Here is a 17,711-nt window from a genome sequence, read left to right as displayed (position 1 = left end):
TATAGATTTAATCTAATAGCCTGTGCATTACACTCCAATCAGTCTTTAAAAAATTCTCCGAAATGCCAGAGAATTCCGGATGGATCATGCAAAAAACACTCTTTACCCCAATAGTCAACCCGTACAGGAACAAGCTTTGCATTTTTATATTTAACAGTAAGATCCAGAGCCAAAAGTTCCTGCCAATAGCGATCAACATCTTCCACCTCTAAAAAAATCATAGTATTATCAACCCAATCCTTCACGTAAGCATTTTGCAAGTAAAATGCGATGCCCCCTGTTTTAAAAACAGACATATCAGATGTGATCACTGTCTCCTCAAAGCCAAGATCTTTGTAAAAACTCCTTGAAAGTTCAAAATCTTTAGCGCCAATGAATGGTCTGATAGATAATGCTTTATGTTCCATTGGTTTAATTTTTAGAATTAATCGAGTTTCCAATCAGCCCTTTCAAAATGGCAGGTATAACCGTACGGATTCTTTTGTAAATAATCCTGATGTTCTACTTCAGCATTCCAAAAATCAGTAACCGGAACAACTTCTGTTACAATTTGCCCAGGCCATTTACCAGAAGCTTCCATATCAGCTATTAAAGCATTCGCCGTTTCCCTTTGTGTTTCATCTGCAAAGAAAATGGCTGAACGATAAGAAGTACCTATATCATTTCCCTGTCTGTTTTTTGTTGATGGGTCATGAATCTGAAAGAAGTACTCTAGAAGTGAACGGTATGATAACTGTGTCGGATCAAATACGATTTCTATGGCTTCGGCATGCGTTCCATGGTTCCGATATGTGGCATTGGGAACATCACCTCCTGTATACCCTACTACAGTGGAGATAACACCTGGTTGATGCCTAATTAGCTCTTCAACGCCCCAAAAACAACCTCCCGCTAAAATAGCTTTTTCTGTATTCATATAACTTTTCTTTTTAATAGCATAAAGGTACGATGCCAGAGAGTTATTTATATAATAGAAATCCCATTTTCGTCAAAAATCTCTAACACCAACGAGTTTACCCCTCCACTTTTAAGGATTTTAACAAGTTCAAGACTAATATTATTGCCGCAAACAATTCTAAGTATCTTATCACAATCGTCAAGATCAACAGACCACTCGAAGATACCAGAGAAAAAATTAACAGACTGGAAAACATGCCGTAAATCAGTTGGTGTATTAATTGCTGTAGATAGAATAATAACGTATCTGGGCATAGGAACTAAATAATTGAGGCGACAAATGTATAAATAATTTGCAAACAAACCAATCGTTCGGTATCTTTGAAAAATGGAAAATCCATATAAAAAAAAGAAAAATCCTGAAGCCAGTAAACAACTGATCCTTAATACAGCGGCCGAAATAGGTGCCACGGCAGATTGGCATCAAGTTACTTTCCAGGCCATTGCCGATCAAACTGGACTGAGTAAAGGTGGCATTATCCACCATTTCCGTAATAAAGAGGAGCTGCTAGAAGAATTGGTACGCCAAAGTCTTGTTGAATTGACCGATTGGACAATTGAAGAAAAAAAAATATCTGGGAACCATATTGCGCCTATCGCTTTTCTTCGATTTGTTATAAAAAAGAGCAGCGACATCAATTATAGGCGAGCTATGAAAGTCATTTTACAAGCTGCATTAGTTAATGAACATTATAAGAAAATGTGGGACGAATGGTTTACCGAACATATTTCGGGTGGACCGGTAGCAGACCTGGATATCAACAGTTTGATTATTATGCTTGTAGCAGATGGGCTTTGGTATGCAGATAACCTTGGCTTTTATGGCATCACTACCGAAAAGAAAGAACAGATCGTAAACAAATTACTCAACTTAAACTAGCTTTATGAACAATTCAAAGGAAACTTCAGTTCACGAAGACAAAACATTTATCAACATTAATTATGCAGAGAAGAGATTGGAGAACAGGGAGTTTATTAAATGTGAATTTGTAAACTGTGATTTCTCTAAGAGTGATTTAAGCAACAATGATTTCATGGATTGTCATTTTAAACAATGTAATTTCTCACTGACAATAGTTACCGGAACTGGATTTAAGGATGTTACTTTTACCGGCTGTAAGATACTGGGAATTGACTTTTCTAAATGTAATAAGTTTTTGTTTTCTTTTAATTTTGAGCGGAGTCATCTGGATTATTCAACTTTTTATGGCACAAAGCTTAAGAAAACTAACTTCATAGAATGTTCGCTTAAAGAAACTGATTTTGAAGAATGTGATTTAACTTCAAGCGTATTCCAAAACTGTGATCTTTCAGGTGCAACATTTGTCAGGTCTGTTCTGGAGAAAACCGATTTCCGCACCGCAAGAAACTTCAGCCTGGATCCATCTGTCAATAAAGTAAAGCAGGCGAAATTTTCTGTACTGAACCTTTCAGGCCTGCTTTACCAATACAATCTGGATATTGATTATCATGGTCAATAGTATGGAAATTACTTAATGGAAACAATATGATTAAGTTTATTGTAACCTGATGAAGCTTCCCAAACATTTTTATTGGCCAACCGGATGCTGTATTCGGGTCTGTCGGCAATACTTGCATATTCATCTGGCAGGTTAAGCAGCATTTCATAATCACCTGTTGCAAATTCGGAAGGTATTTTTATACTTTCTTCTACTTTAAAGCTTCCTGAATACCATTTTCTTACATCAGAAGCAAGGTCAAAAGATTTCAAACTTCCATTTTCCTTATTCCGTAGTACCAATTTTATTGTTCTTTTATTGTACGGTGATGCATACCCAACATTTTTAACATTGAGTACTATATTTAAGCTCGTACCTTTCACTACATTATCAGGTAAAACTGCAGACTGAAGGACAAAGCGATAACCCAGATTTCTCTTAATATTATCCATACAACCACCTGTTTGCCAGTCGTTATTTACCGCAGTATTATAATGGGCATTCAGATAGCTAAAGTGCATTGCCGCAAGTTCTTCTTGTGCTTTACCGGCAGGCTCACAATCGTTAAGACTGTAATCATCCGAACAGGTTTCTCCACCAACAACAACGAATCGACTGTCGGCCTTCATGTAATCCCTTAAAGTATTTAAAACCATGCCGTCTGATGTTCTTGGCGTGCTACTATTTCCATAATCCTCATAAGTTCCAAAGTCATTGGCACTGGCAAGGAAACAATCATTGTGAAAGCCGATACGAGATTCGTCCGATGCTGTAAATGCCATAAGTTCAGCAAGCGGAGGTGAAGAAAGTGCTGAATTTACACCAAACGAAAAGCGTTGCTTAAATTGCGGGTAGCGAACCTGAACCATTCTATCTGCCGGCATGGCAGCAAGGAGCGCTTTTAGTACCTCTATCCTGTCTCGCCAGTTCTGATCCGTTAATTTACCTTCTTGTCCACCATTTAAAGAGGCATCCCCAAAGAAATCTGTGTAATAATTTTCACCCCAGGTACCAATAAATCCAAGCTGCACACAAGCAATCACATCTGCATTCTCTGTAAGCACTGGTTTAAGCTGTTCAATATGGCCAAGAACAATAGATTTAGCGGCATCGCCATAGGTTGGGCAAATAAATCCTTCCGGACAATTACCAGCACGTGCAGTGGCAGTATACACAAAACGCGGAATCAGTTTCACCCCTGCTGTTCTTGCAGCAGTCATATCTTTTTTAATATTATTAAGAAAAGATTCTGATATACTTGTGGTGGTTACATTATCTAAGATGTAATATCTGAAAACGAGTGTACTATACACTTTGTAATTTGCTGTAGAAATATCTTGTAACAACCGATATGCTTTAAGAGTTTCTGCATCGAGTACGCTATAGCTACTTGCAGTGGTTTCCGAATAACGATAAAAACCACGCTCAGGATTAGGAAAATCCTCATCACTTTCAGAGTAGGTTACATTAACCTTCTCTACCCTAACCAGGATTTCATTTTCCTCTTTACAGGAAGTGAAAAGCGTAAGGATAACAATGGAAAAAATTAAACTATGGAGGGTCAATTTTATGTTCATAATGTTTTTACTTTTTAAATGAAACTATTTAAAGCTTAAAAAAAATATTGCGCTTGAACAGCCAGTAGCATAGGGCCCATTCAACCAGAAGCGTACTTAAGGCAGTCACTACAGCACTAACATTACTCTGCAATCCAAACAACGTTATTAAAGCATCTCCTGTAAAAATTCCGATTACACCATTCAACCACTGCACACCTATAGTTTCAAAAAATATATAGATAAATATGGCATTCATGCCCATTACAGAGCATATCCACACATATTTCACACATTTTTTCACATCGATTAACCAGTATACGACGGCTAGCATGATTAGCACCCAGCCACCCGATGCAAATACAAAAGAGCTGGTACTTATTCTTTTTATAATTGGAGTGATCTGTAAAGCATCCAGTCCGAATCCAATTATCAGAGCAAGCAAGCCAAAGCCGATCAGCATCTTTATTTTATAAGATGCTGATCGCGATGAAATTAGAAGTTTACCTGCAAGCACACCCCAGATTGTATGTGCAGCCGTAGGTATTGCATTTATGGCTACCCAACCATCTAAATTGATCTTACCCATCAGTAGCGTATCTACATACGACCCAAAATTATGGCCCTGTACAAAAGGTTGGTCATAACCCGGCATCAGTATTAAACGGTACATTACTTCTGTGAGCAACAATAAGCCCACTGAGCAGATAATTTGCCAGTTATAAGATTTACCAATTATCAGGTAGGCAACCAGGGTTGTAAAAGCCAATTGAGTAAGTACATTCCAAAGTTCCCAAACCAATTTTCCTTGATATACACAGTGAAGTGCAGTACCAAAAAGGAAAAGTTTAAAACTTCGGAATAAGATATGGCCCCAATTCTTCTCCCAGCTGCTACCCTTTTCGAGTTTGCGGCTATAGGAAATGTACATTGCAGCTCCCGCCATAAACATAAATGCGGGCTGTACTAAATCCCAAAACCGCAATCCATGCCATGGATGATGAAAAAACTGCTCAATAAGCATTGCTGCCGGCTGCACCGGATTAAGGTTTTTCAGGGCTCCATATAAATGACAGCTCTCGGCACAAAGTAGTAACATGATCAATCCTCTCATCACATCAAGAGATATCACACGTTCTGCCACAAACTGATTTACTGTACTTTTAGACATAAAAAATTACTTTAAAAATTATTCACTCATATCAAGCAGAAATGCCGAAGCTCCTGCATCAGGAATACTGCCCAGGGTTACCGACCAATCGCTTTTTGTTGCCATAATTCCTATCCGCATCCCAGTACCAGTTAAACCTTTTAGTTTTCCTCGGGCAATACGCATTTCAAATTTCAAAACATCACCCGTTTCAGTTATAGTACCCACATTATAAGCCTCTGAAATTGATTGCTGAGCGAAACTAAAGCTATTTTGCGCACCATTATGGTAGAAGATATCTACACCTGTACTCAATAGTTGGCCCTCCAGCAGAATATCAAACCCACCATCCGCATAGGCACTTAATAAACCGGTGCCGGCACTATTGTCTGAGTCGATATAGAAATCGAAAATATCGCCATTGGCTTTTTTAGAATTCATCTCTGCATAGACATAAATAAAATTGCCATCATAATCAAATTTAGCTGATCGGAAAATACCTCCCTGAGGACCAGCAGTAAGGACATTGGTAGTCACCTTATCCCAGTCACTCAAGGTATTGTCATCAAGCTTAACAGGTGATGTTTTAGCAATTCTGATAACAGTAGAGGCTTCTGTTACACTTCCATTTATTGTTGCGTAAAGCGTTGTCACGTATTTACCTTTACCTGCATACTCGTGTACCGGATTAGGGTCGGTAGAAGAACCTCCATCGCCAAAATCCCACCTGTATGATGAAATACCTGCTGTTACTGTTTTAAAAGTAACCTGATTACCATCCACCGTAAGATCATATAGCAAATCGGTCAGTTTTGGGGTAGTATCTTTTTTACAGGAGTTTAATATGGTAACCGCTGTGATCATGATCAGCAGTCGGAATATGTTATTTTTTAAATTCTTCATATCAATAAAATATTTATAATCGACTTTACTATTGATTTTGAGTAGCAAGTGGGTTACTCAACACTTCATCAATAGGCACAAAATAAATAACCCTTGGGTTGGTGTAGTTCACTGATAGGTTAGCATAGCCTGACGGCGTTTTGCTCAAATCAATATCAGTTTCTTTTAATCCGGCAAGATGATAACCCCAGTATGCTTTATTCATAGCTCTCTTATTGCGATAAACATCATAGGTTCTATGCCCTTCAAAGGCCATTTCTATACGTTTTTCTTCCAAGACAACATCTAATGCCGAATAGCCTGATGGTAATGTTTTATTGTACAAAGAGCTCTCCAGTCCACGGTTTTTACGAATCATATCCACATCATCAAGAGCAGCGCCAGCATTGCTTAACTTAGCTTCTGCTTCTGCTCTATTCAAATACATTTCTGACAATCGAAACATGATTGGAGAACTTAAGTTGGGAAGACCACCCTGGAAAGAAAACTTGCTTATATAATATACTTCGATACCATTTTTCTTTTGTATGATTCCATTGGAGTCTTTTAGTGGGACAATATAAGACCATCTAACATCTTCAGGGTGTTTTGACATTACATTCCTCAATGAAGAAGAAGCATACTCCTCACCCCATCCTGAATTTCCATCAGAATAAATCATCGATGCAATAGATCCGAATTTACCATAATCATCAACTGGGGTAAAGGCTATGCAAAAAATAGTTTCTGTACTTGTTTGCGCATTGGCAAACATAGACGGGTAGGTTGCAGCTGTTGCAAGACTGAACCGTTTAGAATTGATCACCATATTGGCATACTCAATCGCTTTCTGATTGTCTTCCTTATATAAATTCACTCGTGATAACAATGCCCATGCAGCTTCTTTTGATGCATATTGCACAGTTCTTGGCTGTGTCATTAAAGAAGCAGCCTTTTCAGCATCAGCAATAACAGCATCATATACTTCCGCTACAGTAGCGCGCTTCTTTTTAGATGGATCAGTAAGATTGGTACGTAGAATAATTCCATCAGCAGCAGGATCTACACTATAAGGTTTACCAAACAATCTAACCAGGTTAAAATGACAAAACGCTCTTAGAAAATAACACTCTCCCAGCAGCTGTAACTTTGCCGGATCCTGTGTTCCCGATTTCTCTACTGCTTCAATTACGGTATTAACACCGGTAATTATTTTATAAGATACATACCAAAAATACCTTGTATTGCCTTGCGATGGTGAATGACCAAGACTAAAACTATAAAACAGAGGATCAGTAGTGACTTGTCCGCATACAATATCGTCACTCGCAAAGTCAGACAAATGATAAAACTGACGTAAATACATATTGTTCTGGTCTATTGTACCGTTAAATGTAATATGATCTTTAAACAAAGCGTAAGCACCATTTAAGGCATTTGTTAAGCCGTCAGTAGTAGTAATCAGTGTTTCTGTACTAATGGCATCACTTGGTGCAACATCAAGATTTTTGCAGCTGTTCCCAAAGATGAGCAGAAGAACAATTATGGAGAATAAATACTTTTTCATATGCTTAAAAGTTGAAGTTAGCGGTAAATAAATATTGCCTGTTGTTAGGGTATTTGAAGTCTGACACCCCTGGCGTTACAAAACTTCCTGAACTAATCGTGGTTTGCGGATCCTGGCCTAAGAAATTTGAGAATGTAGCCACATTATCAGCCGTAATTCCTAAGGTGATTGCCTTAAAATGCAATTTCTTTACCAAAGAGGTAGGCAACGCATAACTAAATGAAATATTTCTGATGGTAAAATAACTCCCGTCTTTAAGGTAACGGGTAGAGGTTTCTGTAGAATTTGCCGAATTCTGAGGACTTGGTTCAGTAGCACCAGTATCACCCGGGCCAGACCATATCTTAGTGCCATCGGGCATTCTGATCTGGTTATAATAAGGTTCATGACCATCGTTCATCATAAAACGGAGATTATTGCTAAACACCTTATTGCCATAGTTAAAATAAGTACTTACGCGCAAGTTGAAGCCTTTATAACTCAAACTATTATTGAAACCACCCTGGTATTTAGGCAGTGCCGATCCTGATTCCTGAGTAGTAGCTTCAGCGTAATTGAGCGTTTTTTCAGTTGCAACTGCTTTACCCTCTTCATTGTAAATCAGTTTCTCCCAAACAGGCGCACCGGTCTGGCTATCTATTCCAAGCCATTTAGGCATATAAAATTCGTAAAGGTTACCTCCATTACGATAGATCTGGGAAATACTCCAGGATCCTGTCTTCACAATATCTGCTGGTAAACCATACAGTTTATTGCTATTAAAGTTTATGGTAAAATCTGTTGTCCATTCAAAATCGGTTGTTTTAATGTTTGTACTACTAATTCCCAGTTCGATTCCTTTATTGATTACATTTCCGGCGTTTTCCCATTTCGTTTCAAAGCCAACAGACAGAGGTTGCGAAACCTGCAAAAGCAGATCTTTGGTGTTATTACGGTACACATCAACCGTTAGATTAACTCTTTTAAATAAGCCTATATCAATACCCGCATTAATTTGATGCTTACTCTCCCAGGTTAAATTAGGACTTGCGAGCTGATAAGGTACTGCCCCGGTTAGTGAATTATATTGAGTGGTTAAAGAATATAGTCCCAGATATCTTGATGAACCAATATCCTGAGTTCCGGTTATACCATAACTTAGCCTTAGCTTTAAATTATCAATGAAATTACTATTTTTCAAAAAGTCTTCATTACTTGCTAACCAGGCTCCTGATACTGAAGGAAAGGAAGCATACCGGTTCCCTTCCGGGAAGGCAGAAGATCCATCTACACGAAATGACCCTGATAAAAAGTAGCGACTTTTATAATTATAGTTAACCTGCGATAATCCGGATTGAAGGTAGCTTTTATCGGTAAACCCATTTACAAGTTGATTGTTAGATACTACATTCAGTACCTTCAATCCCTCTGGCAAGCCTTTACCCGAAGCTCCGGAGTATTCTGTTTGTCCAGCTTCCAGGGCTATTCCTGCCAATCCTGTAATTGAATGATCTCCAAATTGAAAATTGAATTTAAACAGATTATTGGAGATAACACCATAATTTAGCGTATTCAGCTCATCAATAAAGCCAGTTCCATGGTAAGTACCTGCTACAAGTGGAGAGAAGTAATTTTTGCCTTTATTAAAACCTGCGGAGCCCCTATTGGTGCTCGAGAAAGTTAACCAACTATTAATATTATAGTTTAATCCGAAATCATAATTTACATCAAACCCTTTGTAAGGATGCTCAGAGTTCTTAACTGTATGAATGGGATTGATTTTATCGCGAGACCACCATTTAAAGGTCGAGTTCCCATCTACATAAATAGGCTTACCATTTGCGTCATATGGATTGTCCCAAGGCAGATTTAAAAAGGAGTAATATACGTCGTTATAATCATAACTTTTACCAATTGAAGCACTCAGGTTGATGTTATTAGTTACACTTAATTTCTTAGAGAAGGTATAAGTAGAGTTGGCACGAACATTAATACGTTGGAAACCTGTGTTTAGAAAAGTCCCTTTCTCGTTATAGTAAGATGCGCCTACATAATAATTATTCTTTTCTGTACTTCCGCTAGCCGACAAATAAAATGCATTTACCGGCGCGGCTTTAAAAGATTCTTTTGACCAGTCATAATCCTGATTCAGAAGTGATAACGGACGCTCACTATAAAATTTAATCAGATCTATTTTATATGAATTATCTGCGGCACCAATAATATAATCACGGTAAAATTCTTTCTGATAGTCATATAATTCGGCACTGTTCATTACATCCAGTTTACCAAAATCAGCTGTTCTAAATCCAGATGTAGCCTTAAACTCAAAGTTGGTTTCTCCGGATGTAGCGCGTTTGGTATTTACAATAATAACACCTGCATTTGCCTGAGAGCCATATAATGCAGTAGCTCCTGCATCTTTAAGCACAGTAACTGACGCGACATCATTAGGATCATAATTCCCCCCAATAATCCCATCTACCACTACAAGAGGGCTTTGATTGGCATTTACAGAAGATACCCCTCTTAATCTTATTTCTGGAACAGAGCCAGGTGCACCGGAACTGTTTACTACTTGCAAACCTGCCACTTTACCCTGAAGCATTGTGCCTACATTATTAGCTGTTACATCTTTCAATTTCGCTGATGAGACTACAGCCACAGCACTTGTCAATTCATTCTGTTTCTTACTATCATAGCCAACAACGATGACATTGTTTAGCTGACCAACATCCTCCATTAGCGTTATAACCAACTGTTGGTTTTTAACAACCTCAACTTCTTTACGGATGTAGCCTATAAATGAAACAATCAATGTTACGGGCTCCTGTACATCTTTTAAAAGAAAGATACCCTCGTCGTTTGTACTGACAGTCTTACCCTGTCCTTTTACACTTACTGATGCCCCGGGAAGAGGTTTACCTTTATCATCTACCACTTTTCCGCTGATATCAGCTTTAGCTGGTAAAGTTGTCATTTGCTGAAGCGCAGGCTTAGCCAACGCATTAATAAGAATTACTTTTTGATCTATCTTATACGTCAATTGCAAGTCTTTTAACAAGGATTGCAATACAATTTCTAATTCTGCATTATTAAATTCAACATTAATTAAAAGGTTACCATTTACATTCTGATCTGAATATAGCACCTTGTATCCGGTCTGTTTTTTGATTTCTTGAAAAACCTGACGTAGTGCAACCTGTTGTTTCTTATAGCTAAATCGCTGCGCAAAACTAGATGCACTGACTTGCAGTAAACAGCTGGTCATTATAATTATGATCAAGTTAATTCTCATTAGTAATTTTCTTTTATCAGTTGCGGCAAATTGCCGGATAACCGAATTCATAATTGATAAAAATTTCGGAGGTAGCCACTGGCATGGCACACCTAGGTTAAAAGTATATAATTTCATACCTTTGAAGCTTGGGTTAATACATTAAACTGATCTGGAATTTGTTTTTTATGGTTAACTCAGATATTGCTATGGAAGTGCTGAAACACTTTCATAGCTTTTTTCTTAAAAACCTAAGCGGAAATATCAGCTTGCTTTGCCTTTGATTCTTTTCATTTTGTTTTTGTTTAGTTGTTGATTGTATTGGTTAGGTTATTTTACTTTTATCGTCTTGCCTTCAATAGCAAAACGGACATTACTGGTTTCTTCAAGCATTCTCAATATGACGGATACATTTTCAAATCTGGACACGGAGCCACTAAAAGTAGGAACATCTAGCCCCGAACCAAGATCACGTATATAGATAATATCTACATTATACCATCTCGATACCTTCCTTAAAATATCGGTAAGCGGATCTTTATTAAAAACGAACTCTCCATTCTTCCAATCTATTGCATCACTGGCATTTACAGCCTTTACATTGAGCTTACCACCTGCATAAACAGATTGTTCTCCCGGAACCAGAACAACATCATTATTCACCCTTACTGATCCTTCTAGCAATGTAGTTTTAACTCCGCTCTCGTCCACATAAGCATTTACATTAAAATGGGTACCAAGAACTTTAACTTCCTGACCTGCACTGCGTACCAGGAATGGATGTTTTTTATCTTTTGCTACTTCAAAATAAGCTTCACCAGTTAATTCAACAATTCTTTCTTCTTTTGAAGAGAAATTAACAAGGTAATTTAAAGAGGAGGCCGAGTTGAGCCAAACCTTAGTTCCGTCAGGAAGATTTAACTGATACTGCCCACCCCTAGGTGTTTCAATACGGTTATAATAATCGGTTTGTCCTGTTGCTTTTTGATTAGTAATCGTATAAATAAGTTGTCCGCTGGATGTCTTACTGATTTGTATACCCGCCTGGGTAGCTATTGCTCCGCTGGATGCATCTGTCAAGCTAATCTTTTTACCGTTAGCTAAGGTTAAATAGGCTTTATTTCCTCCCGCAGGAATATCCTGAAACAATACCCTGGCTACTTTATTGTCATGCGATGTACCACTTTGATTGAAATACAGGACTGAACCAAGCGCTAAAACAAGGCAGGCAGTGGCAGCAATTGCCGGCCATAAAATGCGTCTTCTTGGGCTTTCTGCCTTTCTTTTGTTCCGAATTTCATTCCACATTTCAGCACTAAGAGTATCCAGCTCATTTTCAGAAAGCCCCGATTCTTCATCCTGATGAAGTTGATGCAACCAATACTTGGCAATTTGCTGCTCTTCGGCCGTTCCATTTCCTGAACTCACTTTATCTAGTATGGCTTGTATGTCTTTTTGCATAATCTTTTCTTTCGGGTTTAACCCTTACTAAAGACTAAGACGATTCAAAAGAAGCCATTAGGTACAATGAGGAAAAAAAAATTAAAATAAATCAAAAACTGACAGTTATGAATAAAACTATAATACCAAGTTTAACTTTAAGGTGCTTAAGCGCACGTTTCATTTGGGTTGAAACAGTATGTTCTGAAAGACTCAGTTCTGTAGCAATTTCTTTAGTACTTAAAAAATATTTCTTTTTTAAGGTATAAATCTCGCGCATTTTTGGTGGCATAGCTAATATTTCCTTTTCAATTAGCAGCGCAATATCCTTTTCACGGATTAGATAATCAGTTTCTTCATTACTTATTTCAATGTAATGCTCTCCACTGTCCACATATTTTCTAATAATACCTTTATGCTTAACGACATCAAAAATTCGATTAAGCACAGATTTATAAAGATATCCTGACAGGGTTGTGTTTATAGAAAAATCTTTACGGCTGTTCCACAGCCAGGTAAACACATCCTGAACAAGATCTTTTGCTTCCTCTCTGTTCCGCAATTTCTTATAAGCATAGATCAGAAGAAGCTTATCATAGCGCAGATAGATTTCTTTGAAAGCAGCATCATCGTCGTCTTTCAGTAAGAGGACAAGCTCCTGGTCAAAGCATGCGCTATAATTGATCATAAATCCTTATCCCCCTTTCAAATACGAGTTCGTTTTAAACTCAATATTAATAAATTAATTTGAAAAGAATTGATAAGCTGCGAAAAATCGTGCTTATCAATTCAGGTGAGCGCTAATGAACCTCGTGTTCACCATCGTGAACGGGGTGCAATTCAAATTTCAAATCCAAATCATTTGCCCCCGCAAATTTTGAAGCGAAATTAACATCATTCCAGTTCGCAGCAGTGATGCCGGCTTTTACACCAGGATTAAGGTGACGAAGTACATAGCGGAATGTAAATCCCTTTTCTGTCTGCTCATCAACTGTCAGATATCCCGTTACCCCAACATTTATTTTCTTATTTTCCTTATCCCTATCTGCATAAACATAAGTTAAAACCCCTTCAGGTGCGCCCAATATAAATGCCTGATGGATGTCGTGCTTTTCCAGGAACTCCTGCTGCATTTCGCGGTTCGCAAAATCAAATGATTTAAGTGTTAGTTTGTAAGTTTTACCCTCTATAAGATGCAGATGTGTACCAACAGGAGGCAAACCTTTACTATCAAAGGTTATACTTGTAGGTTTTGCTTCGGCAATAGGGTTATAATGGTAGTGATCTCCATGCTCCTCACGTTCAACTTCAAGAAAAGTAAGCTCCGCTTTTCCGATTTCTTCTTCCGGTACTTCTGGCTTGGGATCTTTCTTACAGGCATTAAATGTGAGTGCGATAAATGCTACTAAGATTGCTAATGAGTAATTGCGTAATTTGTTCATAATTGTAAATTGTTATATGTAATTGATAAGATTTATTCGGTTAAAATTTATAGGCTAGCCGTATGGTAATATTCCTTCCCATATCGTGAGTATAGTATCTATATCGGTTCATATACTCTTTGTAAGGGGTATTAAATAGATTATCTACGCCGAGGTTTAAGCCAAGTTCCTGTGCTCCAATCTTCATAGTTGTTCCACCTGAAAGTTGAAAAAGGTGATAGGCATCCGGAGGGGCTGCATAGTCGCTTTCGGGTTCATAACGGGTTTGACGACGAACGAAGCTGTGCCCTGCCTGTATCCAGATATTGTTTAAATTTTTAAATTGAAAATTGAGATGAATATGCTGATCTAGCCTGTCGGACGGGATGTATGGTAAATATTTACTATTACTTACATCCCTCGCCCTTATTAATGAAGCATTGAGTTTATAAGATATGACCTTAGAAAAGTGATAAGTTCCTGAGAAGTTTGTACCAAAAAAAGAAGCATTGGTTTGTTTATATCTGAATATTGGATAGGTACCACTTACCGTTTGTCTGAAAGTTTTATCAGGTTCAGAATAGATGTAATTATTAATGTACTGGGCATAAGCATCAAAAGTAAAATTTAGTTTTTCCTTATAATATTTTAAAGAATTTACCCATTTATAGCCCTGCTCAGTTTTAATATTAGGATCACCTATTTCATACAACCCTGCACCATGGTGCAGTCCATTGCTAAACAATTCATTTGCTGTAGGTGCCCTCCAGGCTAAGCCGAGATTACTACCTAATTGCCAGTACTCGTTAATTTTCCATAGCATACCAAATGACCCGGTAACATTATGAAACCGGCTCTGCCCGCCGTAGTATTGTTCTGTAATCTCTGAATTATCATCGCTATTATTAGCATATCGGTATCCGGCAGCATCAAATAGTTTAAAGTCGTATCGCAGCCCGCCTTCAAATTCAAAGTCTTTTGTGAGCCAGCGTTGAATCACAAAAACACCACCGGTGAAGCTATCATAGTTCGGAATAAATGTATTTGCCAACGTTCCGGGAATATTATTGTTCACCTGAAAAATCCCATTAAAGCCATATAAGCGTTTTGTTCCATGAAGGTTCTGCTTTTCAAAAACCAGATCCAGGGTATGAGTATTTAAAACCAGGTCTGTAATGGGAAGCGCTTCCCTATCACCTCTCCTGAAATCATACTCTTTCCGTTGATTCTTTTGAAAACCATATGTTATATCCAATGACTGACCATCATTAACGACATAATGGGCTTTGGTCTTTAATAAATCGTGTACAACTTTTTGGCGGGGGGCAGTAATATTATAGGTAAATCCGTAATTCTCCAGAGGCCTGCCTATTGCAATTCTGGCATCTATATCTTCCTTAGTACCTACGTGTGCACTATATAAAATGCCCAATTCAGTACCAAAACGGCTATAATAAATTTCATACGAAGCCCTACCTTTATTGTATCCTGCAGCTGCCGAATAATTTACCTCCTGAACTCCGGTGTTCCCCAGGTAGTACTCTGCAGACCGTACATTACCTGATCTTTTAAATGTCCCCTGTAATCTCCAGCCGAAGCCCGGTAATGATTTTAATCCACCATTAAGCATTGCCGATGTAGCACCCGACCTCCCATTTAATGCGCCGATAAGGTTAAGCGTTCCTGAAATACCCTCAGAAATTGGTAAAGATGGAGGTTCTACTATAACCACACCACCAATTGCTTCAGCCCCATACCTAACAGATTCTGCTCCTTTTATAACATGAATTCTGCTGGCAAGGAATGGATCAATTTCAGGTGCATGTTCTAAGCCCCATTGTTGTGCTTCGAGCCTTATCCCATTGTTTAGGATCAGTATTCTGTTACCATGCATCCCTTCTATAACTGGCTTAGAAATGGTTGAGCCTGTTTTTAATATGCTTACCCCGGCAATCTCTTTTATGGTTTCTGCAAGGTCAGATCCTTTGGTTTGCTGAAGTTGCTTTTCAGATAGCGTTACCGAAATACTGGTTCTGCTGATGGGTTTCAGTTTATCAACAATGCTTACCTCTTTCAGTTTAATAGAATCAGTTAGTACCTGAGCATAAGCATGAATGATCGATAAAAAGCCGAGGGCAAAAATTAAGAGTAATCTTATTAGCATAAAAAACAGCTTTTAAAGAACTCTTTCAAATGGATTTTCAAATTTCTCTCCCTGCCAGAAACAAATGAGCTCTTTATAGTTCAGTAAGCATGAAGTTAGTTCATTATTCAGGCTGTCTTTATCCATATCCTGTCCAATAAGAACAAGTTCATTTAATCGATCTCCAAAACCCATATCCCATCTGCTTTCTATGTCTTCTCTGTTTTCCAGATAATCTGCATAATTAAGTCTTTCCTGCAAAGGCATGCTTGCCCACCAGTTTCCTGCATTTTCGATTTTAAGAGAACCACCGGCCTGCGAGAAATTAAGTGCATAATCTGGCAACGCTGCAATCCAGAACAAACCTTTAGTTCTGAGAATGTTGTTTGGAAAATCTATATTTAAATAGTCCCACAAGCGTTGTGGATGAAATGGCCTTGAAGAGCGGAATACAGTGCTGCTAATGCCATATTCTTCTGTTTCTGGTTCGTGAACTGTATTTAATTCCTTAATCCAGCCCGCACCTTGAGATGAGGTTTTAAAATCAAACAATCCCGTATTAAGAATTTCTTTAACATCAATTTTGCTGTATGTACTTTCTACTTGCTTTGCTGATGGATTAAGCTTTTTAACCACAGCCCTTATCAGCTTTAAATCTTCTTCGCTAACAAGGTCAGTTTTATTAAGAACAATCACATTCGCGAACTCAATCTGATCGGTTAGCAAGTTTACAATAGTCCTGCGGTCTACCTGGTCATCAACCCATTCTCTATCCAGCAAAAGTTCATCAGTACCAAAATCCTTTTTAAAATTGTAACAGTCTACCACAGTTACCATTGTATCCAGTTTACTAAACTTATCGAGGTCTATGCCCAAATTTTCATCCACATAATTAAAAGTCTGTGCAACCGGAATTGGTTCTGAAATACCTGTACTTTCTATAATCAGGTAATCAAAACGATCCTCTCTGGCTAGTTTTTCAACTTCTGTGATCAGATCTTCTCTTAACGTGCAGCAAATGCATCCATTACTCATTTCAACAAGCCTCTCTTCAGTTCTTGACAGTGCATGTCCACTCTGCACAGTTCTTGCATCAATATTGATTTCGCTCATGTCATTCACTATCAATGCAACTTTTAAATCCTGTTTATTATCAAGGATATGATTTAGTAAAGTTGTTTTACCGCTACCAAGAAAGCCACTAAGTACGGTTACGGGTAATTTTCTCTGTTCCATAAATGCAATTATGTTGCAAATATATTTTATTTAATTTTACAAATGCAACAAAATTGCGTTTATATTTGCAATCACTTTCCGGAGCCTGATGGAACCGGCAGAAAAAAAATTAAACGACATGAAATACTTTATTAAATCCGAAAAATTAGATCAGTTGGGAATGACCGCCTCCTTAGCCTGCGCAATTCATTGTGCAGCATTGCCTTTTGTGCTTACCGCACTGCCATTGTTTGGACTTAGCTTTTTAGCCCACAGCTGGATAGAAATGGTCATGATAGGTCTATCTCTTGTTATTGGAGTGTATTCTTTAAGTACATCTTACCCTAAACATAAAAGACCAATGCCTGCAATAATTCTTACAATAGGCTTTGTAATGATAGCCACAGGACATTACCTCATAGAAAGTATGGAAGCTATATTAATCCCAATGGGAGGTTTTACTATTGCCCTTGCTCACTATATAAACTGGAAATACAGCCGCAGCTGCGTGCATAAATAAAATTGCATTTACTAACTTTACAAACCACGGAAGTGATGAACAGAAAATTAATATTTGGTGCATTTCTGCTTTTTATAAGCATGATAAACCCGGGTTGCAAACATGATAAAGTAACTGGCAAACAACTTTACATGAACTATTTAA

Annotated in this window: 16 protein-coding genes; 3 read left to right on the top strand and 13 right to left on the bottom strand. The window is 37.9% G+C overall.

What is annotated here, in order from left to right:
* Positions 1–38: 38 nt before the first annotated feature.
* The 3 genes from CPT03_RS01880 to CPT03_RS01870 are packed head-to-tail and all read right to left on the bottom strand — an operon-like array spanning position 39 to position 1,212.
* The gene (locus CPT03_RS01880; protein WP_099437253.1) at positions 39–407 is read right to left on the bottom strand and encodes a VOC family protein; all 369 of its coding nucleotides are present in this window, start codon (positions 405–407) and stop codon (positions 39–41) included.
* Between the two features lie 17 nt (positions 408–424).
* Positions 425–916 (bottom strand): peptide-methionine (S)-S-oxide reductase MsrA, encoded by a 492-nt coding sequence (msrA, locus tag CPT03_RS01875; RefSeq protein WP_099437252.1) that lies wholly within the window; start codon positions 914–916, stop codon positions 425–427.
* 47 nt (positions 917–963) lie between these two features.
* Positions 964–1,212, bottom strand: coding sequence for a hypothetical protein (locus tag CPT03_RS01870; protein WP_099437251.1), 249 nt, complete (start codon positions 1,210–1,212; stop codon positions 964–966).
* Between the two features lie 73 nt (positions 1,213–1,285).
* Here CPT03_RS01870 and CPT03_RS01865 point away from each other — a divergent pair, with 73 nt between their 5' ends.
* On the top strand, positions 1,286–1,837 hold the full coding sequence (locus CPT03_RS01865; protein ID WP_099437250.1) for a TetR/AcrR family transcriptional regulator: 552 nt from the start codon (positions 1,286–1,288) through the stop codon (positions 1,835–1,837).
* A 4-nt stretch (positions 1,838–1,841) separates the two neighbouring features.
* Positions 1,842–2,438, top strand: a complete 597-nt coding sequence (locus CPT03_RS01860; RefSeq protein WP_099437249.1) for a pentapeptide repeat-containing protein — start codon at positions 1,842–1,844, stop codon at positions 2,436–2,438.
* An 8-nt stretch (positions 2,439–2,446) separates the two neighbouring features.
* On the opposite strand, the gene CPT03_RS01855 is transcribed toward CPT03_RS01860, so the two are convergent.
* The 10 genes from CPT03_RS01855 to CPT03_RS01810 all read right to left on the bottom strand — a co-directional run bounded on the left by CPT03_RS01855 (position 2,447) and on the right by CPT03_RS01810 (position 17,068).
* Complete coding sequence (locus CPT03_RS01855; protein ID WP_099437248.1) at positions 2,447–3,994, bottom strand: DUF4832 domain-containing protein; 1,548 nt, start codon at positions 3,992–3,994, stop codon at positions 2,447–2,449.
* 28 nt (positions 3,995–4,022) lie between these two features.
* Positions 4,023–5,144 carry an acyltransferase family protein gene (locus CPT03_RS01850; RefSeq protein WP_172954123.1) on the bottom strand — a complete coding sequence of 374 codons (1,122 nt, stop codon included), beginning with the start codon at positions 5,142–5,144 and terminating at the stop codon, positions 4,023–4,025.
* A gap of 18 nt (positions 5,145–5,162) precedes the next feature.
* On the bottom strand, positions 5,163–6,026 hold the full coding sequence (locus CPT03_RS01845; RefSeq protein ID WP_099437247.1) for a PKD domain-containing protein: 864 nt from the start codon (positions 6,024–6,026) through the stop codon (positions 5,163–5,165).
* Between the two features lie 28 nt (positions 6,027–6,054).
* The gene (locus CPT03_RS01840; protein ID WP_099437246.1) at positions 6,055–7,572 is read right to left on the bottom strand and encodes a RagB/SusD family nutrient uptake outer membrane protein; all 1,518 of its coding nucleotides are present in this window, start codon (positions 7,570–7,572) and stop codon (positions 6,055–6,057) included.
* 4 nt (positions 7,573–7,576) lie between these two features.
* Complete coding sequence (locus CPT03_RS01835; protein ID WP_245869947.1) at positions 7,577–10,822, bottom strand: SusC/RagA family TonB-linked outer membrane protein; 3,246 nt, start codon at positions 10,820–10,822, stop codon at positions 7,577–7,579.
* Between the two features lie 336 nt (positions 10,823–11,158).
* Positions 11,159–12,289, bottom strand: coding sequence for a FecR family protein (locus CPT03_RS01830; RefSeq protein ID WP_099437245.1), 1,131 nt, complete (start codon positions 12,287–12,289; stop codon positions 11,159–11,161).
* A gap of 91 nt (positions 12,290–12,380) precedes the next feature.
* Positions 12,381–12,956: an RNA polymerase sigma-70 factor gene (locus tag CPT03_RS01825; RefSeq protein WP_099437244.1), complete on the bottom strand. Its 576-nt coding sequence runs from the start codon at positions 12,954–12,956 to the stop codon at positions 12,381–12,383.
* Positions 12,957–13,068: 112 nt separating this feature from the next.
* On the bottom strand, positions 13,069–13,710 hold the full coding sequence (locus CPT03_RS01820; RefSeq protein WP_099437243.1) for a hypothetical protein: 642 nt from the start codon (positions 13,708–13,710) through the stop codon (positions 13,069–13,071).
* 40 nt (positions 13,711–13,750) lie between these two features.
* Complete coding sequence (locus tag CPT03_RS01815) at positions 13,751–15,853, bottom strand: TonB-dependent receptor (RefSeq protein ID WP_099437242.1); 2,103 nt, start codon at positions 15,851–15,853, stop codon at positions 13,751–13,753.
* Positions 15,854–15,865: 12 nt separating this feature from the next.
* Positions 15,866–17,068 carry a GTP-binding protein gene (locus CPT03_RS01810; RefSeq protein ID WP_099437241.1) on the bottom strand — a complete coding sequence of 401 codons (1,203 nt, stop codon included), beginning with the start codon at positions 17,066–17,068 and terminating at the stop codon, positions 15,866–15,868.
* Between the two features lie 118 nt (positions 17,069–17,186).
* Between CPT03_RS01810 and CPT03_RS01805 the strand changes: the two genes are divergently transcribed.
* A complete protein-coding gene (locus tag CPT03_RS01805) occupies positions 17,187–17,567 on the top strand; it encodes a MerC domain-containing protein (RefSeq protein ID WP_099440972.1) in 381 nt (126 codons plus the stop codon).
* Positions 17,568–17,711: the final 144 nt, after the last annotated feature.

The organism is Pedobacter ginsengisoli, assembly GCF_002736205.1.
Lineage (GTDB): Bacteria > Bacteroidota > Bacteroidia > Sphingobacteriales > Sphingobacteriaceae > Pedobacter > Pedobacter ginsengisoli_A.
The sequence above is the reverse complement of the archived record's forward strand: the minus strand, read 5'-3'. Positions and strand labels throughout refer to the sequence as shown.